This window comes from Desulfoluna sp. CYM3A (assembly GCF_056829965.1).
In genome coordinates, this window is record NZ_CP186556.1 from 1,799,695 (window position 1) to 1,821,039 (window position 21,345).

General features: G+C 59.1%; 20 protein-coding genes and 1 pseudogene. 19 read left to right on the top strand and 2 right to left on the bottom strand.

Features of this window, described 5'->3' with window-relative positions:
* Nucleotides 1–131 precede the first annotated feature (131 nt).
* From eutB (ACOYW1_RS09340) to ACOYW1_RS09360, 5 genes and pseudogenes are all read left to right on the top strand, one after another.
* Nucleotides 132–1,046 carry an ethanolamine ammonia-lyase subunit EutB gene (gene eutB / locus ACOYW1_RS09340; RefSeq protein WP_482422572.1) on the top strand — a complete coding sequence of 305 codons (915 nt, stop codon included), beginning with the start codon at nt 132–134 and terminating at the stop codon, nt 1,044–1,046.
* The gene (gene eutB / locus ACOYW1_RS09345) at nt 980–1,495 is read left to right on the top strand and encodes an ethanolamine ammonia-lyase subunit EutB (protein WP_482422573.1); all 516 of its coding nucleotides are present in this window, start codon (nt 980–982) and stop codon (nt 1,493–1,495) included. Before eutB (ACOYW1_RS09340) ends, eutB (ACOYW1_RS09345) begins: the two co-directional genes overlap by 67 nt.
* A 220-nt stretch (nt 1,496–1,715) precedes the next feature.
* Complete coding sequence (eutC, locus tag ACOYW1_RS09350; protein WP_482422574.1) at nt 1,716–2,384, top strand: ethanolamine ammonia-lyase subunit EutC; 669 nt, start codon at nt 1,716–1,718, stop codon at nt 2,382–2,384.
* Nucleotides 2,385–2,668: 284 nt separating this feature from the next.
* A pseudogene (locus ACOYW1_RS09355) lies at nt 2,669–4,147 on the top strand (ethanolamine ammonia-lyase reactivating factor EutA).
* 222 nt (nt 4,148–4,369) lie between these two features.
* On the top strand, nt 4,370–6,358 hold the full coding sequence (locus ACOYW1_RS09360) for a methyl-accepting chemotaxis protein (protein WP_482422575.1): 1,989 nt from the start codon (nt 4,370–4,372) through the stop codon (nt 6,356–6,358).
* A 78-nt stretch (nt 6,359–6,436) separates the two neighbouring features.
* Here the strand turns inward: ACOYW1_RS09360 and ACOYW1_RS09365 are convergent, their stop codons facing one another.
* A complete protein-coding gene (locus ACOYW1_RS09365; RefSeq protein WP_482422576.1) occupies nt 6,437–7,078 on the bottom strand; it encodes a GyrI-like domain-containing protein in 642 nt (213 codons plus the stop codon).
* Between the two features lie 35 nt (nt 7,079–7,113).
* Entirely contained in the window at nt 7,114–7,278 is a 165-nt protein-coding gene (locus ACOYW1_RS09370; RefSeq protein WP_482422577.1) for a MerR family DNA-binding transcriptional regulator, read from the bottom strand.
* Nucleotides 7,279–8,382: 1,104 nt separating this feature from the next.
* On the opposite strand from ACOYW1_RS09370, the gene ACOYW1_RS09375 reads away from it, so the two are divergent.
* From ACOYW1_RS09375 to eutJ, 14 genes are all read left to right on the top strand, one after another.
* Nucleotides 8,383–8,934, top strand: coding sequence for a hypothetical protein (locus ACOYW1_RS09375; protein WP_482422578.1), 552 nt, complete (start codon nt 8,383–8,385; stop codon nt 8,932–8,934).
* Nucleotides 8,935–8,992: 58 nt separating this feature from the next.
* The gene (locus ACOYW1_RS09380) at nt 8,993–9,226 is read left to right on the top strand and encodes a hypothetical protein (protein WP_482422579.1); all 234 of its coding nucleotides are present in this window, start codon (nt 8,993–8,995) and stop codon (nt 9,224–9,226) included.
* A 1-nt stretch (nt 9,227) separates the two neighbouring features.
* Nucleotides 9,228–9,494 (top strand): hypothetical protein, encoded by a 267-nt coding sequence (locus ACOYW1_RS09385; RefSeq protein ID WP_482416620.1) that lies wholly within the window; start codon nt 9,228–9,230, stop codon nt 9,492–9,494.
* Nucleotides 9,495–10,014: 520 nt separating this feature from the next.
* A complete protein-coding gene (locus ACOYW1_RS09390) occupies nt 10,015–10,632 on the top strand; it encodes a BMC domain-containing protein (protein WP_482422580.1) in 618 nt (205 codons plus the stop codon).
* A gap of 69 nt (nt 10,633–10,701) precedes the next feature.
* Complete coding sequence (locus ACOYW1_RS09395) at nt 10,702–12,201, top strand: aldehyde dehydrogenase family protein (RefSeq protein WP_482422581.1); 1,500 nt, start codon at nt 10,702–10,704, stop codon at nt 12,199–12,201.
* 40 nt (nt 12,202–12,241) lie between these two features.
* Nucleotides 12,242–14,782: a choline trimethylamine-lyase gene (cutC, locus tag ACOYW1_RS09400; protein ID WP_482422582.1), complete on the top strand. Its 2,541-nt coding sequence runs from the start codon at nt 12,242–12,244 to the stop codon at nt 14,780–14,782.
* 66 nt (nt 14,783–14,848) lie between these two features.
* Entirely contained in the window at nt 14,849–15,781 is a 933-nt protein-coding gene (cutD, locus tag ACOYW1_RS09405; protein WP_482416617.1) for a choline TMA-lyase-activating enzyme, read from the top strand.
* Between the two features lie 80 nt (nt 15,782–15,861).
* Nucleotides 15,862–16,545 carry a cupin domain-containing protein gene (locus ACOYW1_RS09410; RefSeq protein WP_482422583.1) on the top strand — a complete coding sequence of 228 codons (684 nt, stop codon included), beginning with the start codon at nt 15,862–15,864 and terminating at the stop codon, nt 16,543–16,545.
* A gap of 12 nt (nt 16,546–16,557) precedes the next feature.
* Nucleotides 16,558–17,193, top strand: a complete 636-nt coding sequence (locus ACOYW1_RS09415; protein WP_482422584.1) for a BMC domain-containing protein — start codon at nt 16,558–16,560, stop codon at nt 17,191–17,193.
* A 13-nt stretch (nt 17,194–17,206) separates the two neighbouring features.
* Nucleotides 17,207–18,649: an acetaldehyde dehydrogenase (acetylating) gene (locus ACOYW1_RS09420; RefSeq protein ID WP_180141170.1), complete on the top strand. Its 1,443-nt coding sequence runs from the start codon at nt 17,207–17,209 to the stop codon at nt 18,647–18,649.
* A gap of 129 nt (nt 18,650–18,778) precedes the next feature.
* Nucleotides 18,779–19,063, top strand: a complete 285-nt coding sequence (eutM, locus tag ACOYW1_RS09425) for an ethanolamine utilization microcompartment protein EutM (RefSeq protein WP_092215742.1) — start codon at nt 18,779–18,781, stop codon at nt 19,061–19,063.
* A 6-nt stretch (nt 19,064–19,069) separates the two neighbouring features.
* Complete coding sequence (locus ACOYW1_RS09430) at nt 19,070–19,828, top strand: hypothetical protein (RefSeq protein ID WP_482422585.1); 759 nt, start codon at nt 19,070–19,072, stop codon at nt 19,826–19,828.
* An 8-nt stretch (nt 19,829–19,836) separates the two neighbouring features.
* The gene (locus ACOYW1_RS09435) at nt 19,837–20,502 is read left to right on the top strand and encodes a phosphate propanoyltransferase (protein ID WP_482422586.1); all 666 of its coding nucleotides are present in this window, start codon (nt 19,837–19,839) and stop codon (nt 20,500–20,502) included.
* Entirely contained in the window at nt 20,502–21,335 is an 834-nt protein-coding gene (eutJ, locus tag ACOYW1_RS09440) for an ethanolamine utilization protein EutJ (RefSeq protein WP_482422587.1), read from the top strand. Before ACOYW1_RS09435 ends, eutJ begins: the two co-directional genes overlap by 1 nt.
* Nucleotides 21,336–21,345: the final 10 nt, after the last annotated feature.

Below are 21,345 nucleotides of genomic sequence, written 5' to 3' on the forward strand. Positions count from 1 at the left end.
ATACAATCCGAAGGTCCGCTGTCACAGGCCGGGCTTTCGGCATCACGTAAGGGACCCTGCATTCGGGGACCCGGTGAAGGGCGCGTCAACGGGGACGGGCCTGCCAATCAGTCACTTAAGGAGGAGTGCGTGTGAATTTACGAAGCCAGATCGGTGAGAAGGTGTATACCTTCTCATCGGTCCGAGATGTTCTGGCAAAAGCAAACAACGAGAAGTCCGGCGACGCCCTGGCCGGCATATCCGCAGAGTCCGCCACCGAGCGCGTGGCCGCCAAGCTCTGCCTGGCCAACCTGCAGCTTAAAGACATCTATGAAAACCCGGTGATTCCCTACGATGACGACGAGGTGACCCGGACCATCTACGACGGCCTGAACACAACCATCTACGAAAAGATCAAGAACTGGAGCGTGGCCGAGCTCCGGGAGACCATTCTCAAGACCCGCCGCCAGGGGGACCTGCTCCACATCAGCCGCGGCCTCACCAGCGAGATGATTGCCGCCGCGGCCAAGCTCATGTCCACCATGGACCTTGTGTACGCCAGCAAGAAGATCAAGGTCTCCGCCCACTGCCATACCACCATCGGCCTTCCCGGCACCCTGTCGTTCCGCTGCCAGCCCAACCACCCCACAGACGCCATTGAAGGGATCCTCGCCTCCCTGAAGGAGGGCCTCTCCTTCGGATGCGGCGACGCCTGCTTCGGCGTGAACCCCGTGGAAGACAACGTGGAAGGCTTTTCCCGGGTCATGCGCGCCATCACCGATTTCAGGGACCTCTACGAGGTGCCCACCCAGTGTGTTGTCCTGGCCCACGTGACCACCCAGATGCAGGCCATGGAGAAAGGCGTGCCCGTGGATCTCTTGTTCCAGAGCATCGCTGGGTCCCAGAGCGCCAACGACGCCTTCGGTATCTCCGTCTCCATGCTGGACGAGGCCCGAGAGCGGCGGCCTGCAGGGGCACCTCCTCCACCGGACCCAACGTCATGTACTTCGAGACCGGCCAGGGCTCGGAGATCTCCCTGGACTGCCACCACGGCGTGGACGAGATGACCCTGGAGGCCCGTACTTACGGATTGGCCAGGCGTTACGCCCCTTTTATGCTCAACAACGTCTCCGGCTTTATCGGCCCTGAGACCATCTACACGGGCAAAGAGGTGATCCGGGCCGACCTGGAGGATCTTTTCATGGGCAAGATGCACGGCCTGCCCATGGGCATTGCCCCCTGCTACACCAACCACATGAAGGCCGACCAGGACGATCAGGAGATCGGCACCATGCTCTGCGCCATGGCCGGGGCCAACTTTTTCATGGGGGTCTCCGGAGGAGACGACTGCATGCTCAACTATCAGGACACCAGCTTCCACGACGATGCGTCTGCCCGGGAGATTTTGGGGCTCAGGCCCGCGCCGGAGTTTGAAACCTGGCTGGAAAGCCGGGGCATCATGGAAGAGGGTTGCCTCACCGAGGCGGCCGGTGACCCGTCCATTTTCGATAAATAAGGAGAGCAGGCACCATGAACGAGAAAGCACTGATTGAAGGCATCATCAAAAAGCTGGTGGAAGAGGGGGCCCTGGCGTCAGCCGAGGGGCCTGCCGCCGACACCGCTGCAGCACAAGCCGAATCGCCCGTGACCCTGCCTCCCCTGGACGAGGTGACGGTGGATCTCGACATGGCGGCCCTTGAGGCTGATGGCGAAAGACCACCCCGGCCCGTATCCTCATGGGACGGTGCGGAGCGCGCCAGAAGACCCATTCCCTTCTCCATTTTCAGGCCGATCATGCCGCTGCCGTGGATGCCGTGTTTATGGATGTTTCAGAGGATTGCCTGGCCGAGAACCGCCTTTTCGGGGTCCAGACCGTGGTCAGGGACAAGGATGAGTTCCTCATGAAGCCTGAGCTGGGCAAGAGGCTCAGCGAGGAGGCGAAAAAGACCATCCTCGACACATGCGAGAAGGGCTGCAACGTGCAGATTATCGTGGTGGACGGCTTAAGCTCCACGGCCATCGAGGCCAACATCGCCGATACCCTTCCGGCCATGGTCCAGGGCCTGAAAGCCGAGGGCCTCTCCGTGGGGACGCCCTTTTTTGTGAAGTACGGACGGGTGGGCGTCATGGACGACGTGGGTGCCCTGCTGGGCTGCGATGTGGTGGTGGAGCTCATCGGAGAGCGCCCGGGTCTTATCACCGCCGAGTCCATGAGCTCTTACATGGTGTATAAGGCCGGGAAAGAGACCGTGGAAGCCGACCGCACCATTGTTTCCAATATCCACAAAGGGGGCACGCCCCCGGCAGAGGCCGGGGCTCACATGGCCACCGTGGTCAAGCAGATGCTTTTCCACAAAGCCAGCGGGGTGGCCCTTTCCGAAGCCATGAAAGGCAAGGGCCTCTAAGTTACGGGTGTTTTTGTGGGACCCGGAGCGTTGCCTCCGGCGGGTCGCTTTTTTGAAAAAAAGCTCCGCAAAAAACGGTCTTCATGCACCCACGCTTCGGTTGATCGCCCTGAAGGGTGATCAAAACGAAGCGTGGGTGCGATAACGTCGAAATGATTTCGGCGAAGCCTGGAAAACCTTGCATAAGGCCTGTTTGTCAAACGTTTTAAACGGTTGGCCCCCGTCAGGGCCGCCGGAGGCTTTTTTTAACAAACCCGATTCCATGGGAGGGAGGCGTTCATTTTATGCCCGACAGCCCCAAAATAGCGTCGTTGTATGCAGCCCATCTTGGCGGCGCGGAGGCGTCCGATGCCGCCGAGGTGGTGACCAGCGTCGGCATTGACATCGGCACCACCACCACCCAGTGCGTCATCAGCCGCCTGACGGTGAAGAACACGGCGCCGGGGACCCTGGTGCCGCGCATGGAGATCACCGACAAGGAGGTGGTCTACCGCAGCGCCATCCATTTTACCCCCATCACCCACGGGAACCTGGTGGACACAGAGGAGGTGTTTCGCCTGGTGGAGGGTGAATTTGCTCGTGCCGGGGTGTCGCCTTCGTCCATTGACACCGGCGCGGTGATCATCACCGGAGAGACCGCCAAAAAGGAGAACGCTCGCCGGATCTCAGGCGAGCTGGCCGGGTATGCCGGAGACTTCGTGGTGGCCACGGCCGGGGGAAACCTGGAGTCGATCATTGCCTGGTGAGGTCGGTTTTCGGATTACTCCCGAAACCGTTTCAAGACCGTTGCCAACATTGACATCGGCGGCGGCACGGCCAACATCGGCATCTACCGAAACGGTAAAGCCATCGACAGCTGCTGCATCAATGTGGGCGGTCGGTTGATGCAGGTGGACGCCGCAGAGGGACGGATTCTCCATGTGGCGGAGCCCATGCAGCGGATTCTGGAGGACCTGGGGGTAAGGGCTAGGCCCGGCGATGCGGCTGAGCCCGTGGTCATCGACATCATCTGCCGCCGCATGGCCGAGGTGGTGGCATCGGTCCTCCGGGACCCCGAGCCCCGGGGGCTGGAGGCAGCCCTTCTCATGACCGACCCCCTCCGGCTCGACTACACGGTGGATTGCGTCATGATCTCAGGGGGCGTGGCCGACTCCGCCTACACCTCTTCCCCGTGCGACACCCTCTCTGAGATTGCCCGCTACGGGGACATCGGCCCCATGCTGGGGCAGCAGGTGCGTCGGGTCTTCGACGCCGCAGGGGTAGAGCTCGTCCGGCCTGCCGAGACGATTCGGGCCACGGTTATTGGTGCCGGATCCCGCACCGTGGATGTGAGCGGCAGCACCATTTCGGCAGACGACACCTTGCTGCCGCTGACGAACATCCCGGTGGTGGTCCCCTTTGCCGAAGGGATCCCGGAGCAGGCCGACGACATCGCCGAGGCGGTCTTCCAAAGCGCAAATCAGTACGAAGAAGAAGAGGCCCCGGAACAGATCGCCGTGGGGATCCGGGGGCAAACTTACCTCAATTACCCGACGGTGCAGTTGCTTGCAAAGGGGATCCTGGGTGGCCTGGCACGGACAGTGCGGGCCGGACTGCCCGTTATCGTTGTGCTGGAGCAGGACAGCGCCAAGGTGCTTGGCCAGAGCCTTCGGGCCCTGAACCCGTCCGCCCGTGTGATCTGCGTGGATCAGCTGGAGGTGGCGGAAGGGGATTACATCGACATCGGCCGCCCCCTTGCGGGGGGACGGTGGTGCCCGTGGTGATCAAGACCCTGGTGTTTGAAACGCGTCAGGCATAACTCCGGGTATCCACGGGCCTATCTATAAAAACCGTTTGTAGCGACTAACGGCTCGCTTTCCCGTGACGTATCCGTGATAGAAATGTGGTTTGAGTATATTTGAAGGAGACTGATGATGTTTGGAAAAATGGGTCTGCGCGGCAAAATGCTGCTTAGTATTTGTGGGGTGGTGTTGTTATCCTACTCCGTGAGTATCTCGTACATTACTTACAATGCCTCGAAGATGGCCCGTGCCGAGGCGGAGGAGAAGACCCTTGAGATCGCCTCCAACCACGGCCGGATGATCAAATCGGAGCTGGACCGGGCCATGGACGTGGTCCGCACCGTGGCCCACTCCCTTGAAGGCATCAAAAAAGGCGACACCGCCCCGGATCGGGGGCAGATCAACGCCATGCTTAAGAACGTGCTGCGTCAGAATCCCGATCTCATAGCCATCGACACCTGCTGGGGCACCCACGCCCTGGACGGGCGCGACGCCGAGTTCATCGGTGTGCCGGGCCATGACGATACGGGCCGCTTCGTGCCCTACTGGAACCGCGGCAGCGGGACCATCGAGGTGGAGCCCCTGGTAAACTTCGATACCGAGGCCTGGTACCAGGATCCCAAGAGGACGGGACATGAAGTTATCACCGAACCTTACGTCTATCCGGTGGGCGGCAAGGATGTGCTCATGGCCACGGTGGTGGCCCCCATCATGGTGGAGGGGCGGTTTTTAGGCATCGTGGCCGCAGACATCGCTCTGGACACTTTCGGAAAGATGATGGAGAAGGTGAAACCCTTCGGCACGGGATACGGCTACCTGGTTTCCAGCGGTGGCTATATCGTTGCGCACCCCGCCGATGAGTTGGTGGGAAAAAACCTGAGAGAGCTCGTGACGGGAAAGGTCCAGGCGTCACTTCTGAGCGCCCTGGAAGAGGGGCAGGTCTTTGCCGTGGAGCGGAAAACGGTCAAAGACGGCCAGATGACCTTCCAGGTGCTTGCGCCCATTACCGTGGGTAAGACCAATACACCTTGGGCCATCGGCATCGTCGTGCCCCTTGCCAAGGTGATGGAAGGGGCGGTTAAGCTCCGGAACACCAGCATCGTCATCGGCCTGGCCGGTTTCCTCCTGCTGGTGGCCGTGGTGTGGTTCATCGCCATTGCCCTGGTGGTGAAACCCATCAACGGCGTGGTGGAGGGCCTTCGCGATATCGCCGAAGGGGAGGGGGATCTCACCCTTCGCCTGCCCGTCAACACCCAGGACGAAATCGGGGAACTTTCCACCTGGTTTAACAGCTTCATTGAAAAACTCCAGCGCATCGTAGGGGACCTGTCCGGCCAGGCAGGTGCCATGGAAGGGGCGTCCGGGGCTCTTCTCGATGTGGCCGGAGACCTTTCCACCCGTGCAGACAATACGTCAGAACGAGCCACCTCCGTGTCCGGGGCCGCCGAAGAGATGACCTCCAATATCAACGGGGTGGCCGCTTCCATGGAGCAGGCCTCGGCCAACAGCGACATGGTGGCCACCGCTGCCGAGGAGATGACCGCCACCATCGGCGAAGTGGCGAAACAGTCGGAGACGGCACGAAACATATCGGAGAAAGCCGTGCGACAGGCCGGGGGAGCCTCCACGAAAATGGCTCGCCTGGGTGAAGCCGCCGCCGCCATCGGAAGCGTCACCGAAGCTATCAGCGAGATCTCCGAGCAGACCAACCTGCTGGCCCTTAACGCCACCATTGAGGCGGCCCGGGCAGGGGAAGCGGGCAAAGGATTTGCCGTGGTGGTGATCAAGGCCCTGGCCAACCAGACCGCTGAGGCCACCCGGGACATCAAGGCCCAGGTGGACGGGATCCAGGGAGTCACCGGCGAAAGTGTCGACGATATCGAAGAGGTGACCCGGGTGATCTCCGAGGTGAACGACATCGTAGGGACCATCGCCACGGCCGTGGAAGAGCAGTCTGTTGCCACGCGCGAAATCGCGGCGAATATCTCCCAGGCGTCCCAGGGGATCCAGGAGGTCAACGGCATGGTGGCCCAGAGCTCCGGGGTGATCACTGAGATCACCCGGGAAATCTCCGAGGTGAACACCAATGCCGCAGACATCTCCGAAGGAAGCAGGAGGGTCCACGGCAATGCCGAAGAGCTGTCCCAGATGTCCCTTGCCCTGAAGCAGGTGGTGGAAACCTTTAAGATTTAAAAACGTGAGGCGTTGCCGCGGCCGCGGCAAGGTATCTTGGAATGATCCGGGAATGCCCAGGGGGCTGGGCGTTCCCGGTTAATTGCGCGATACGTTGATCATGACTTCCGTGACGAATTTGGAGCTCTTTCGGGTGGTCCAGTAATCGGTGACGTACCGCTCGTATGATTTTTTCCCCAGCACGTAATTGTGCGTTCGGGCCCATTTGCAGATCTTTTCGTAGGTTTCGTTGATGTTTTTATGGGACCCGATGTGGTAACAGGTGATCATCATCTGCCCGCCGAAGGACATTTTTTCGTGTTCTTTGCATTCCTTCAGTGTTTTCTGCATGATCCGGACAGGTTGATGCCTGTTTTTGACCCTGTCCTCAAGCGATGAAAAATTGATCATCACCGGTCCGGTGATTTCGTTGTTCACCTTCTCCACGTAATTGGTGAACTCGATGTTGATGATGGATGCCTCAATGTCGTTGGTGAAGACCTGCTCATGGAACAGGTAGTCCGAGGCCTCCACATACTTGACGGCGACTTCCTGGATGTTGTTGTCGATGACCATTTCGGCTTCTAAGATCAGGTCATGCCAGTCCCTGACGGACTCGTACTGCCTCCGGATTTCTTCCTGGGCTTTTTTCAACTCTTCGATCTTCGCGTTGAAGGCGTCCCGACCGGAGGTAGATCTGCTGGGGCGGGCGTCCACAGTGCCCTCGATGAAATCTTTCATTTCATCAAGCTTGAACCCCATCTGTGAAGACTGACTTAACGGACCGCCAGTAAGGATTCGTTGGAATAATACCGGTAGTTGTTGTTGCAGGAGCGCTCGGACTTGATAAGTCCGATTTTGTCATAGTGCCTGAGCGCCTTTTTGGACACATTGCAGATCTGGCTGACTTCGCCAATGGAATATCTGTCTTTGTACTTCATGAACCATCCTTCTGGCTTGATGAAGGCTCGGGGAATGAACTCTCCCATAAGCCCTGACCCGGACCGGCGTATCCTGCCGTCGGAAACCGATCCCTCCCTTGCATACCCCGTTCAGCATGTCAGCCAACCCAAAAAAAACGGCGATGTTCCTTTTAAAGGTATGCCATGCTGTTATAATCCTGTACATGTTTCCGATGATACAGGCTGCCTGTGTCGGACCGGCGCTGTCCTGAAGGTTCCGAACTCCAACAAAAAACAGGAAACCTTCATATGACGGGGGACACTTTTTGTAGAAAATGATGGAAAAGATGATACCCATGTATCCCTTTTCAGTCAACTGATTGCCGATTTTTAGTGCAAAAAAGGTGGATGTTCCCTTGGGGATGCCCGGCGTGTCCGGAATGGGCCCTTTTTCTCGCTAAAAAAGCCTGAGTCCGGGGTTAAAGACTGTGGAAACCCGGGCTTGTGGTGGGGTGATGCCGCCTTGCCGCCGGGAACAAAGGGGGAGGCATTGCATGGGCCGGTGTCCGGAGCCGGTGGCCAAAGGCTCCGACATGGGGAGGCAATGAGCAAATTTTTGGGGAGACGTCACAAAAAAAATGCGGTGACATGACGTGCTGAGGCACCTCTGACATGGACATTCTCTTTATTATACTAGGGTGGCCCGAAGAAGAAATTTCCCGCCTCTCCCGGACCCCGCGGAACGGCTCAATTTTTCGGTAAAAAAGGTTTTGACATTCCCCTTAGGGGCACAGTTATAGTCCTCGAAAAGCTGAAATCCGTGTTGATCATGCAGCAGACGTATGTTTTGCGTGTCCGGGTTTATCCAAAAAAGTTTTGGTTTTTAGGGAGGAAAGTTCATTCATGTTTGAAGCATCAGGTTCACAGAATTTGGCCGCGATGGAGGCCAAAAACAAGATGGCAGCCGATTTTAAGAGAAAGGGCGTGTTGATTGCTCTCTTCTCCGGCTTATGTTACGGATTTTATACTGCTTTTATGACTCTTGGCATGTCCAAGGGGCCTTGGATTGATTGGTATGGCGCAAACACAGCAGGCCTGTCCGCTTTTGCCATCACCTATCTTCTCGGTGCCCTTGGCGCGGCAGTGACTGACTCCTGCAGCGCCTGCTGGTCCATTTTGATCGCCATTATCAGAGGCAAGCTCGGCGACTTTTTCCGTTGCCTGAAGACCAAGCCTGGTGTGGTGATGATGGTAGGCGCTCTTATCGGCGGTCCCTTTGCAAGTACCTGTTATGTTATCGGTCTTCAGAAAGCCGGTTCCATTGTGGTTCCCATCAGCGCCCTGTGCCCCGCCATCGGCGCTATCCTGGCCCGATTCTGGTTCAAGCAGGAGCTTAATGCCCGCATGATGCTGGGTATTGCCATCTGCTTCGGCGCCAGCGTCATGATCGCCTACCCCACCCTCGGTGGCGACGCCCCCGAAGGCATGGCCCTTGGTATCTTCTTCGGTTTCCTTGCCGCTTTCGGCTGGGGTTTTGAAGGGTGCGTCTGCGGTTACGGCACGGCCCTCATCGATTCCGAAGTGGGTATCACCATCCGTCAGGTCACCTCCGGCCTCTCCAACTTCATCATCCTCGTTCCCCTTTTCGGTATGATTTCCGGTGGCGGCAACACCGCCGCGCTGGTGACGGCGTGACCCTGATGGATCCATTGTCTGGTTTGCCTGTGCCGGTCTTGCTGCTTACGGCGCCTTCATGTTCTGGTACAAAGGCAACAGCATGTGCGGTGCCGCCCTCGGAATGTCCTGCAACGGCACCTTCTCCTTCTGGGGTCCCTTCTGCTGCTGGGTTGTCCTCGGCATGATCTTCGGTCTCGATGGCTGGGCCATGGCTCCCATCTCCTGGATCGCAGCTGTTGTTATGGTTGCCGGTATCTTTACCATTGCCCTGAACCCCCTGGACCTGCTCAAAGGCAAGGAGGATAAATAAGATGAAACCCCTTAACTACGCGATTCTTAAGTTTTTCACCACGGTTGAAGAGGCGTGTGCCGACGATGTCATGGCCGCTCTCAAGGGTGAATACAGCAACTTCAAGGCCTTCAATAAGCCCGACATGATCGCGGCCATCATGACCGCCGAGGCCAACGGCCTCCTTGAGGAGACCCGTTACGACATGGACGCCAACAACGAGCTGCGCGTCTACTATCGTGCCCACGAGGAAGGGGCGGAGACCATCAACCACTACATCAAGGATTGATGACGCTCTGACGCGTCGGTGGCTTCGGTTCCATCGTCGCGTCGCCGATAGAAGGCTTGAGTTTTCAGCCGGCCCTTAAGGGCCCTGTTCCCATACCATGGGGGCAGGGCCCTTTTTTTTGTTGCGCGACAGGCGGCTGCGCATCGTTTTTTTACGAAGCGGACAGGGCCCTGCAAGCGGGTTTGAGGTTGCCGCCTCCGGGGCAGTGGGTCTGTTCCGGGGGAGGGTGCCCCCTGGGTAACGGCTATGACGAAGCAGGGTTTCTTTTTTGCATTTGAAAAATCAGCTTTTTAAGCACACATGATGGTTTTTACCCTCGAAAGGGTTTTATTTTATACGGATTATCCTCCTTGAAACCAAGGGGTTAGGCTTGGCGGTGTCGGATTTGAAAACTGGCCGGACCAATTTGCATTTTAGCCTAAAAAACCATTGACTTTCCCCTATGGGGGAAGGGTTAAGGTACTGCCAGCATAGGGCTGAATCGTTCAAAATTAAGGATCAAATCAGGGAAGGGATTTTAATGCGATATTACGGAGAAGAGGCGTTAGGACTCATCGAAACCACGGGCATGGTTCCGGCCATCTACGGCGCCGACCAGATGCTCAAAGCTGCCAATGTTGAATTGATTTCATACGAGAACATCGGCTCCACCTTGGTGACGATTTTTGTGAAGGGCGACGTCGCCGCCGTCAAGGCCTCGGTGGAAGCCGGTGCTGCCGCGGCAAAGGAGATCGGACCCCTTACCGCGCACAACGTCATGCCGCGTCCCATCAGCGCTGTCGGCGATATTGTCTCCGTACACGATGTGGATGCCCAGATCGATGACGCCGAAGACCTTCCCCGGCCCAAGGCCCTGGGCATGGTGGAGACCTTCGGTATCGTGTTTGCCCTTGAAGCGGCGGATGCCATGGTAAAGGCCGCGGATGTGGACCTGCTCGGTTACGAGAACACCGCGTCGGGTTACATCTCCATTCTGGTTTCAGGTGACGTGGGTGCTGTCAAGGCTGCCGTTGAGGCAGGCGAGTCCGCCGTCAAAGAGATGGGCGTCGACCCCCATAGCTCCTGCGTGATCCCCACGCCCCATCCTGCGCTGACAAAAATTACCAGCCAGTACGCCCTCGACAAGCTGCTGCCCTGATTTTGACGGGCTCGGCAGAGGGGACTTTTACGATAGACGACCATGAAGCAAAGGAGAGGGAGAGACAGCATGACGATCATCGACAATGATTTACTCTCCATCCAGGAAGCACGGATTCTTGCAGAGAATGCGTTTGAAGCACAGAAGAAACTCGCCACCTTTTCCCAGGAGAAGCTGGACGAGATCGTCGAGTGCATGGCGGACGCCGCCCAGGAGCACGCTGAAACGCTTGCCGTGTTGTCCCATGAAGAAACAGATTACGGCTCATGTCAGGACAAAGCCGTCAAGAACCGGTTTGTGTGCGGGTACGCGCGCAAGCATTTGAGGGGCATGCGTTGCGTGGGCGTCATCGGCGAAGACCCCCAGAACCGCATGATGGACATCGGCGTTCCCGTCGGTGTCGTGGTGGCGCTGAGTCCTGCGACAAGCCCGGTTTCAACCACCATCTACACGGCGCTCATTGCCGTAAAGTCCGGCAACGCCGTCGTGTTTTCACCCCATCCCAGGGCACGCAAGACCATGGGCAAGGTGCTGGACATCCTCATTGAGGCCGCAGAGTCCAAGGGGCTGCCCGAAGGGTGCCTGACCTACCTGGGCACGGTGACCGCTTCCGGCACCCGGGAGCTCATGAGGCACAAGGGCACCTCCCTGATCATGAACACCGGGGTGCCGGGGATGCTCAAGACAGCCTACAAGGCCGGGAAACCGGTGATTTACGGGGGTACCGGCAACGGGCCTGCGTTTATCGAACGCACCGCCGACATCACCCGGGCCGTTGCCGACATCATCGCCAGCAAGACCTTTGACAACGGTATCGTGCCGTCTGCCGAACAGTCCATTGTGGTGGACAGCTGCATTGACCGGGACGTCAAGGCAGCCCTCCGGGCAAAGGGCGCTTATTTCATGACCGAAGAGGAGACCCGGACCTTTACCGCTCTCTTTTTCCGTCCCGACGGCAAGCTTAACCCCGGGATGGTCGGGGTCTCAGCCAAAACCCTGGCCCATAGGGCAGGGTTTGAGGTACCGGACGATGTTTCCGTGCTCATGGCAGAGCGCAAATACGTCTCCGACACCGACCCCTTTGCCAGGGAGATGCTCTGCCCCGTGCTGGCCTACTACGTGGAAGACGACTGGATGCACGCCTGTGAAAAGTGCATCGAGCTTCTGGTGACCGAGCGCAACGGCCACACCCTCGTCATCCACTCCAACGACCAGGATGTCATCTGCCAGTTTGCCCTGAAAAAACCCGTGGGCCGGCTGCTTGTGAATACACCGGCTGCCTTCGGGGGCCTGGGGGCCACCACGAACCTGGTCCCCTCCATGACCCTGGGCAGCGGATCGGCGGGGGACGGCATTACCTCGGACAACGTCTCCCCCTTAAACCTGATCTACACCCGCAAGGTGGGCTACGGGGTCAGGCGCATGGAAGAGATCGACAGCGATATCAAACACGACGATAACCCCTCCCCGGGCACCGTTGCACATGGGGCAGAGGACAATTTAGTGAATATGCAGACCTTCCAGAGGCTACTGGACGAGGCCATCCGAACCATCGGTGGCGCAAAGTAGATACCATTGGAAGAGGATCAGTTATAAGGGAGGAATACTTTTGGATCTTCATGAATTTTCAAGCAAGCTTGCAGAAGCGACTAAGAACCTGACCCCTCAAGAGCGCGCATCGCTCAAAAAGATGTTTGAGGGCATCTCTTCTGAGATCACCAAGGCAGCCCCTGGCGTTGCAGGTATCGCTACAACCCACGGCCCCGGTATTCCCGACGGCCCCACCGAGCGTCACGCACAGCTGAGGGAGAATTTCCTCAAGCAGGTGCCCTCCATTACCATTCACCGCGCCAAGGTGATGACCCAGATCGCCAAGGAGAACCCCGGTCTTCCCAAGGCTATCCTCCGCGGCATGAGCTTCAAGCGCTGCTGCGAGACCGCGCCCCTGGTCATCCAGGACAACGAACTCATCGTGGGCTCCCCCTGCGGCTCTCCCCGAAGCGGTGCCTTCTCTCCCGACATTGCCTGGCGCTGGGTCCGCGACGAGCTGGACACCATTGGTACCCGTGCCCAGGACCCCTTCTTTATTTCCGAAGAGGACAAAAAGGTTCTGAAAGATGAGATCTTCCCCTTCTGGGAAGGCCAGTCCGTGGACGAGTATTGCGAACAGCAGTACCGCGAAGCCGGCATGTGGGAGATCTCCGGTGAGTCTTATGTCACCGACTGCTCCTACCACGCCGTGAACGGCGGGGGTGACTCCAACCCCGGCTACGACGTGATCCTCATGAAAAAGGGGATGCTCGACATCGTCAAGGATGCCGAGGAGAAGCTGGCCGAGCTGGACTACGAGAACCCCGAAGACTTTGACAAGATCTACTTCTACAAGTCCCTGATCCTCACCGCCGAAGGCGTGATGATCTACGCCAAGCGCATCTCCGACTACGCCGCAGAGCTGGCCGCCAAGGCGACCAATCCCCAGCGCAAGGCCGAGCTGCTGAAGATCTCCGAGGTCAACGCCCGCGTTCCCGCCCACAAGCCCGAGACCTTCTGGGAAGCCATCCAGGCGGTCTGGACCATCGAGTCCCTCCTGGTGGTGGAAGAGAACCAGACCGGTATGTCCATCGGCCGTGTGGACCAGTACATGTACCCCTTCTTCAAGGCGGACATCGACGCCGGTCGCATGACCGAGTACGAAGCCTTTGACCTGGCCGGTTGTATGCTCATCAAGATGTCCGAGATGATGTGGCTCACCAGCGAAGACGCCTCCAAGTTCTTTGCCGGGTACCAGCCCTTCGTCGACGACGTGTGTGTGGTAGCGGGTGGCCGGCGGCGCTCGACCACCAACGACCTCACCTACCTGCTCATGGACGCTGTGCGTCACGTGCGAGTGTACCAGCCCTCCCTGGCCACCCGTGTCCACAACAGGTCCCCCCACAAGTACCTGAAGAAGATCGTGGATGTTATCCGTTCCGGCATGGGCTTCCCCGCCATCCACTTCGACGACACCCACATCAAGATGATGCTGGCCAAGGGATGCTCCATCGAAGACTCCCGCGACTACTGCCTCATGGGTTGCGTTGAGCCCCAGAAAGCAGGGCGTCTCTACCAGTGGACCTCCACGGCCTACACCCAGTGGCCTATCTGTATCGAGATGGTCCTCAACCACGGTGTGCCCCTCTGGTACGAGAAGCAGGTGTGCCCCGACTACGGCCCCCTGAGCCAGTACGACACCTACGAGAAGTTCGACGCGGCCGTCAAAGAGATGATCAAGCACGTCACCAAGTGGTCCAGCGTGGGCACCGTTATCTCCCAGCGCATCCACCGTGACCTGGCACCCAAGCCCCTCATGTCCATGATGTACGAGGGTTGCATGGATTCCGGCAAGGACGTCTCCGCAGGCGGCGCCATGTACAACTTCGGCCCCGGTGTTATCTGGAGCGGCCTGGCCACCCACGCCGACTCCATGGCTGCCATTAAGAAGCTGGTCTTTGACGACAAGAAGTACACCCTGGAGCAGATGAACGAAGCCCTCAAGGCCGAGTTCAAGGGCTACGATCAGGTGAAGGCCGATTGTCTTGCCGCTCCCAAGTTCGGCAACGACGACGACTACGCCGACCTCATCGCCGCCGACCTCGTCAGCTTCACCGAGCAGGAGCACCGCAAGTACAAGACCCTCTACTCTGTCTTGAGCCACGGGACCCTCTCCATCTCCAACAACACGCCCTTCGGTCAGCTCCTGGGAGCTTCCGCCAACGGCCGTGATGCGTGGATGCCCCTTTCAGACGGCATCAGCCCCACCCAGGGCGCCGACTTCAAGGGCCCCACCGCCATCATCAAGTCCGTGTCCAAGATGTCCAACGACAGCATGAACATCGGCATGGTGCACAACTTCAAGCTGATGAGCGGCCTGCTGGACACCCCCGAAGGGGAGAACGGCGTCATCACCCTGATCCGTACCGCCTGCATGCTGGGCAACGGGGAGATGCAGTTCAACTACCTCGACAACGAGACCCTGCTGGAAGCCCAGAAGACCCCTGAGAAGTACCGCGACCTCGTGGTCCGCGTGGCTGGCTACAGCGCCTTCTTCGTGGAACTCTGCAAGGATGTTCAGGACGAGATCATCAGCAGGACCATGTTGCACGAGATCTAAGGGGATCACACCGAGACTGACAGACACATAGGGATTTTTAGCACCATGAGCAGCACAGGCGGAACCATGATTGAACGAAAAGCACTGATATTCAACATCCAGAAATACAACATGTATGACGGGCCCGGCGTAAGGACCATCGTGTTCTTCAAAGGGTGTCCCCTGCGCTGCAAGTGGTGCTCGAATCCCGAAAGTCAGAAGAAGAAACACCAGGTCCTGTTTAAGGAGAGCCTGTGTGTCAACTGCGGGGCATGTGTCTCGGTGTGCCCCACCGGTGTCCACAGGCTCTCCCCGGACACCGGGGCCCACGAGTTCGTCAAGGGCAGCGAGTGCATCGGGTGCCGCAAGTGTGAAGAGGCCTGCCTTCAGTCCGCTCTCTCCGTTGTCGGGGATGTGAAAACGATTTCGGAGCTGCTGGAGATCGTGGAGGAGGACCGCTCCTTTTACGAGATGTCCGGAGGCGGCCTGACCTTAGGGGGAGGCGAGGCCCTGATGCAGCCGGATGCCGCGGCCAACCTGATGATGGTCTGCAAGCAGGTGGGCATCAACACCGCCATCGAGACCTGCGGCTACGCCAAGCCCGAGGCCCTCATGAAGGTGGCCGAGTTCACGGACCTTTTTCTCTTTGACATGAAGCACATGGACTCCGATCGCCACCATGAACTGACCGGGGTCCGCAACGAGATGATTTTAAGCAACCTGAAAACCCTGCTGGACAACCGGCACAACGTCCAGATCCGGATGCCGCTCCTTAAGGGCGTCAACGACAGCGAAGGGGAGATTCGTGCCCTCATCGATTTTCTGATGCCGTACCGGGATTACAAGAACTTCAAAGGCATTGACCTGCTCCCCTACCACAAGATGGGGGTCAACAAATACAAGCAGCTGGGTTGGGATTATCCCATCCAGGGAGATCCGAGCCTCTCCGACGCAGATCTGGACCGTATTGAATCGTGGATTAAGAACTCAGATTTTCCGGTGACCGTGGTGAGACACTGAAAAACGGTCCCATGGATGGATATTTTATACAAGGTTGGTAACAGGAACGTGCGCAAATACATGAAAGGGTTGAAAAACACATGAAAAAACTGATTTGTGCGGATGATATCGAAAAGCTGGTGAAGCAGGGGGAGACCACCCTTTGCGTCGAACCGGGGATGATTTTGACCCCGTCGGCAAAAGACGCCGCAAAAGCCGCCAAGCTGACGCTGTGCGAGGGCAAGACCGAAGCCGAGTGCGTCGCGTGCAAGGCCCAGGCACCTGAGTGCGCCGCCGCAGGTGACGCCGCCGCCTCGGAAGAAGAGGGCGAGATCAGCTGTGAGACAATCTACGGGGCCCTGAAAGCCATGATGAACAAGGGGCTTTTAAACGGCATCATGACCGACGGCACCGCCGCCTCCGAACCCTACTGCGCCGAAACCGGCGGCGGGGTCAAGCTGGTCCGCGGCAAGTCCGTGGCCATGGAAGTCCTCGACACCGGAACGCCCGATGCCAAGGCCTGCTTCCGTGAGGTCGTCGGCGGTGACGACGGCTCCCATATGGGTGCCGGGTTCCTTGAGATCGACGCCTCCCGCTTTGAGTGGGTCATGGAAGGGTACGAAGAGATCGACTACGTCATCGAAGGGACCCTCACCGTGAGCATCGACAACCGGACCTTCACCGCCAAGGCCGGGGATGTGTTCTTTGTCCCCTCCGGCGCCAAGGTCGTCTGGGGCTCCCCCGACAAGGCCAAGGTCTTTTTCGCCACCTACGTCGTAGAGTAGAGGGGGTAAGCCATGAAGGCACACGGAGTCATGAAGCTAAACGGCAGGGCATTGGGGATCATCGAGACCGTGGGTCTTGTCCCCGCCATCGAGGCCGGTGACGTGGCGGTGAAGACCGCCGATGTCTCCATCCTCGGTTCCCAGGCCGTGGGTGGGGGCCTTGTCTCCATCCTGATGACCGGTGACGTCTCTGCCGTCAAGGCGTCGGTGGACGCCGGAAGCACGGCGGCCGCGCGTCTTGGGGAGGTTCTCTCCATCACCGTGATCGCCCGCACCGCAGAAGGCCTGGACGGCATTTTGATTGAAGAGGCCAAGCGGCCCACCTGCGTTCCCGAGCGCAAGGCCCCCGAGGCCGAGGAACCGGAGATCATCCTTGAACCCGAGGTTGAACCGGAACCGGAGCCCGCGGCACTGCCCGATACGGCGACACCCGACCTCACCGACAGCCCCAGCCCTGCAGATGAGGGCGGAGCCGAGGATGCCCTGACCGTTGACATGGCAGACCTGAAAAAACTGAAAGTGACCAAACTGCGGCGCCTCGCCCGGCAGATCCCCACCTTTTCCATCCCGAGGGGTGAGATCAAGTATGCCAAGAAGAAAGATCTTCTTGAGGCGTTTGTTCAATACATGAAGACATTAGAGAAGTAAGAGAGGACGTAAGATGGTAGATAAGGATTTGCTCTCAATTCAGGAGACCCGAGCCCTGGTCCGTGCGGCACGCGCTGCGCAGCCCGTTCTTGAACGGGCCGGTCAGGAACGCGTGGACGCCCTTGTGGAGGCCATTGCCAAAGTGGGTGCCGAGATGGCTGAAGAGCTGGGCAAGATGGCCAGCGAAGAGACCGGTTTCGGTAAGTGGCAGGACAAGAAGCAGAAGAACATCCTCGCCTCCGAAAAGCTGGTGAGCTACTACCGCGGCGTCAAGACCGTGGGGATCATCAACGAAGACACCGAGAACAAAATCGTTGAGATCGCTGCTCCCATGGGTGTGATCGCGGGCCTCATCCCCTCCACCAACCCCACGAGCACCACGCTCTACAAGGCCATCATCTCCCTTAAGAGCGCCAACGGCATCGTGTTCTCTCCTCACCCCAGCGCGGTGAAGTGCATCACGGCCACCGTCAACATGATCCGCGGCGTCCTCAAGGCCATGGACCTCCCCGAGGACCTCGTGGGCGTCATCAGCGTTCCCACCCTCCAGGGCACCGATGAGCTGATGAAGATCTCCGACATGATCCTGGCCACTGGCGGCAACGCCATGGTCAAGGCGGCTTACAGCTCCGGCACCCCCGCCCTGGGCGTGGGCTCCGGCAACGTGCCCGCCTTCATCGAGCGCAGCGCCGACGTGGACGTGGCCGTCCAGAAGATCTTTGCCTCCAAGACCTTTGACAACGGCACCGTATGCGCCTCCGAGCAGGCCATCGTCACCGAAGCCTGCATCGCAGACAAGGTAAAAGCCAGCGTCATCGCCCAGGGCGGCTACTTCCTGGAAGGGGAGAATCTGGCCAAGGTCAAGCGCGTCATGGAACGCCCCAACGGCTCCATGAACCCCGCCATCGTAGGCCGCTGCGCAGCCGACATCGCCAAGGTGGCCGGCATCGACGTGCCCGCCGGCACCACCATGCTGCTCTGCGACGAGCCCGGCGTGGGACCCAAATTCCCCTTCTCCAAGGAGAAGCTCACCGCACTTCTCGGTTTCTACGTGGTCAACGACTGGCAGGAAGCCTGCGAGCTCTGCTACAAGCTCCTCCACAACGGCGGCCTGGGCCACTCCATGGGCATCCACTCCAACAACGAGACCGTGATCCGTGAGTTCGCGCTGAAGAAGCCCGTCTCCCGTTTCCTGGTGAACACCCCCACCACCCAGGGCGCCGTGGGCATCTCCACCAACATGGCTCCCTCCTTCACCCTCGGGTGCGGGACCGTGGGCGGCAGCGCCACCTCCGAGAACGTCGGTCCCCAGCAGCTCTTCAACATCCGTCGCATGGCCTACGGTCTGGACGACGCCGCTGCAACCACCTGCAACGCCTCCACCGAGAGCGTGGACGTGCAGGCCGTGACCAACATGATCATGGAGCAGCTCAAAAAGATGAGCGGCACTGTTTAATTGCAAGACAAGGTCGCCTTTGCCGGCGGCCTGAACCAAACACGATGTTGCACCGGGGCCCTTCAGGTCTTTACGCGGGGCCCCGGCGACAGATAGTCACAGATACTTTATTTTTAGGAGAAAAGAATCATGAGTTCACAGAATGCACTTGGAATGATCGAAACCCGAGGTCTCGTAGGCGCAGTAGAAGCAGCAGATGCCATGGTAAAAGCTGCCAACGTTACCCTCATCGGCCGCAGCCAGGTGGGTGCCGGTCTCGTGACCGTGATGGTCCGAGGTGACGTAGGCGCCGTCAAGGCGGCCACCGATGCCGGTGCAGCAGCCGCCGACCGCGTGGGCGAGCTCGTCAGCGTACACGTCATTCCCCGTCCCCACGGTGAAGTGGAGCTGATTCTCCCCAAAATTGAAGGATAATAAGCCATGAAAGTCATATCGGAAACCTATCTGAGGGAGATCTTCAGAAAGGACGTTCCTGAGACTTTCAAGCTGGAGGAGGGTCAGATCCTGACCCCCTCCGCATCCCAGCTTCTCGGTGAGAAGGGGGTCAAGGTCGTCAGGGGGGAAGAAGCGTCATGCGCCTCGCAGCCCGAGGCCGCCCCGGAGAAAACAGAGGCGGAAGGGAAAACCGGCCCGACATACGTGTCGGCCGTTGACGGCAGCTTCTACGACACAAAGCCCGAGCACATGACCCAGCTCACGGGCAACCGGCTGGTCCCCAAGGACCATCCGCGCATTGTGTTCAGGGGCCGCCTCGATACCTGCCAGGGGGAGATTCTCCTGCTGCAGGCCAAAGCCCACGATGCCGGTAAAAAGGCATTGGTGGCGGATCTTTCTGAGATCCTTGAGTGGACCCGCGACATCATGCGCCGCGATGTCCTGGACACCCCCATGCCGGACAAGCCCATCCTGGGGCTTACCGACGGGGAGCTCCGGGCCCACTCACACAACCCCAAAAAATACTACGGGGTGGGTCACCTTCTCCCCACGTACGACATGGGGGAGATGATTCTGAAGCTCAACCGCCTGCGAGCCCTGGTTCGTGAGTTGGAGGTGTCGGCCGTCAGTGTGCTCAAAGAGTCCTTTCAGCTGGGCACACCCGACATGGTCCAGGCCCTGAACCGCATGAGCAGCGCCATTTACATCATGATGCTCAAAGACAAGGGCGGCATGTACATCTAGGAGATCCGATGCAACAGACTATCGTAGAAGACATTATCAAGAAGGTCATGGACCAGATGGGAGAGACCCCGGCGGAAAAGGCGGCGGCGTCCTGCGACGCAGCCATCCCCGTGGAGCTCTCCGGTCGCCATGTCCATCTGTGTGAAGAAGATATCAAAGAGCTGTTCGGCGGTTCCCTGACCCACGTCAAGGAGCTCTCCCAGCCGGGTCAGTATCTCTGCAAGGAGCGGGTCCGCCTTATCGGTCCCAGCGGCGTCATCGACAACGTGGCAGTCTTAGGGCCCGCCCGACCCAAGAGCCAGGTGGAGCTTTCCCTCACCGACGCTCGCATCCTGGGTGTCAAGGCACCGGTTCGCCAGTCCGGCGACGTGGCCGGTACCCCGGGTGTCGTCCTCACCTCCGGCAGCGGCCTTGCCGGGTTGGAAGAGGGGGTCATCGTTGCAGCCCGTCACATCCACATGTCCCCTGCGGACGCGGCCCGTTTCGGCGTGTCCGACAACCAGAAGGTGGATGTCCACATGGACGGATCCCGCCCTGCGGTGTTCAAGGATGTCATTGTGCGGGTGAACAAGGACTTCCGACTGGCCATGCACATCGACTTTGACGAAGCCAACAGCTGCGGCCTGGGCAAAAACGCCACCGGCCGTATCGTGGGCGTCACCCAGGAGGCGTAATGCTGGACTTTTCATCCGTGGATCGGCTCATCGCCGATCTGGAAACGTGCCTCGACACCACACGGGAGGTCTCTCCCACCGAAGAGCTTCTGGTGGGGGTGGACTTGGGTACCGCCTTCATCGTGCTGGTCGTCATGAACAGCAAGAGGGAGCCCGTGGCCTGTGCCATGGAGTTTGCCCAGGTCATCAAAGACGGCCTGGTGGTGGACTACATGGGCGCCATGACCGTGGTCAGGCGTCTCAAGGCCCAGCTTGAGGAACGCCTCGGACGGGAACTGGAAAAGGCGGCCATTGCCGTGCCTCCCGGAACCGGCGAGTCGGACTGCAAGACCCACGGCTATGTGGTGGAAGGCGCGGGGATGGAAGTGACCAACCTGCTGGACGAGCCCACGGCGGCCAACGCCGTGTTGGGGGTTGAAGACGGTGTCATCGTGGACATCGGCGGCGGTACCACCGGCCTCTCCATCCTGGAGAAGGGCAAGGTGGTCTACGTGGCCGACGAAGCCACGGGCGGAACCCATCTCTCCCTGGTCCTCTCCGGCGCTTACAAGGTGAGCTTCGAAGAGGCCGAGGAGATCAAACGGGACTACGGGCGGCACAAGGAGATCTTTGCCGCGGTCCGTCCCGTGATCCAGAAGATGGCCACCATCGTGAAAGGGCACATCGAGGGGCGGAACATAAAAGCCGTTTACCTTGTGGGCGGCACCTGCTGCCTTACGGACATGGAGACCGTGTTTGAAAAAGAGCTCGGGATCCCAGTGTACAAACCGGCCAACCCCTTTCTTGTGACCCCCATGGGCATTGCCCTGAGCTCGGTGCCACAGGGCGAATAGGAGAGACACC

Coding starts and splice junctions, on each gene's coding strand:
- eutB (WP_482422573.1), top strand. CDS start 980: ATGTACTTCGAGACCGGCCAGGGCTCGGAGATCTCCCTGGACTGCCAC.
- eutC (WP_482422574.1), top strand. CDS start 1,716: ATGGGACGGTGCGGAGCGCGCCAGAAGACCCATTCCCTTCTCCATTTT.
- ACOYW1_RS09365 (WP_482422576.1), bottom strand. CDS start 7,078: ATGAAAGATTTCATCGAGGGCACTGTGGACGCCCGCCCCAGCAGATCT.
- ACOYW1_RS09370 (WP_482422577.1), bottom strand. CDS start 7,278: ATGAAGTACAAAGACAGATATTCCATTGGCGAAGTCAGCCAGATCTGC.
- ACOYW1_RS09380 (WP_482422579.1), top strand. CDS start 8,993: ATGTTCTGGTACAAAGGCAACAGCATGTGCGGTGCCGCCCTCGGAATG.
- ACOYW1_RS09385 (WP_482416620.1), top strand. CDS start 9,228: ATGAAACCCCTTAACTACGCGATTCTTAAGTTTTTCACCACGGTTGAA.
- ACOYW1_RS09390 (WP_482422580.1), top strand. CDS start 10,015: ATGCGATATTACGGAGAAGAGGCGTTAGGACTCATCGAAACCACGGGC.
- ACOYW1_RS09395 (WP_482422581.1), top strand. CDS start 10,702: ATGACGATCATCGACAATGATTTACTCTCCATCCAGGAAGCACGGATT.
- cutD (WP_482416617.1), top strand. CDS start 14,849: ATGATTGAACGAAAAGCACTGATATTCAACATCCAGAAATACAACATG.
- ACOYW1_RS09410 (WP_482422583.1), top strand. CDS start 15,862: ATGAAAAAACTGATTTGTGCGGATGATATCGAAAAGCTGGTGAAGCAG.
- ACOYW1_RS09415 (WP_482422584.1), top strand. CDS start 16,558: ATGAAGGCACACGGAGTCATGAAGCTAAACGGCAGGGCATTGGGGATC.
- ACOYW1_RS09420 (WP_180141170.1), top strand. CDS start 17,207: ATGGTAGATAAGGATTTGCTCTCAATTCAGGAGACCCGAGCCCTGGTC.
- eutM (WP_092215742.1), top strand. CDS start 18,779: ATGAGTTCACAGAATGCACTTGGAATGATCGAAACCCGAGGTCTCGTA.
- ACOYW1_RS09430 (WP_482422585.1), top strand. CDS start 19,070: ATGAAAGTCATATCGGAAACCTATCTGAGGGAGATCTTCAGAAAGGAC.
- ACOYW1_RS09435 (WP_482422586.1), top strand. CDS start 19,837: ATGCAACAGACTATCGTAGAAGACATTATCAAGAAGGTCATGGACCAG.
- eutJ (WP_482422587.1), top strand. CDS start 20,502: ATGCTGGACTTTTCATCCGTGGATCGGCTCATCGCCGATCTGGAAACG.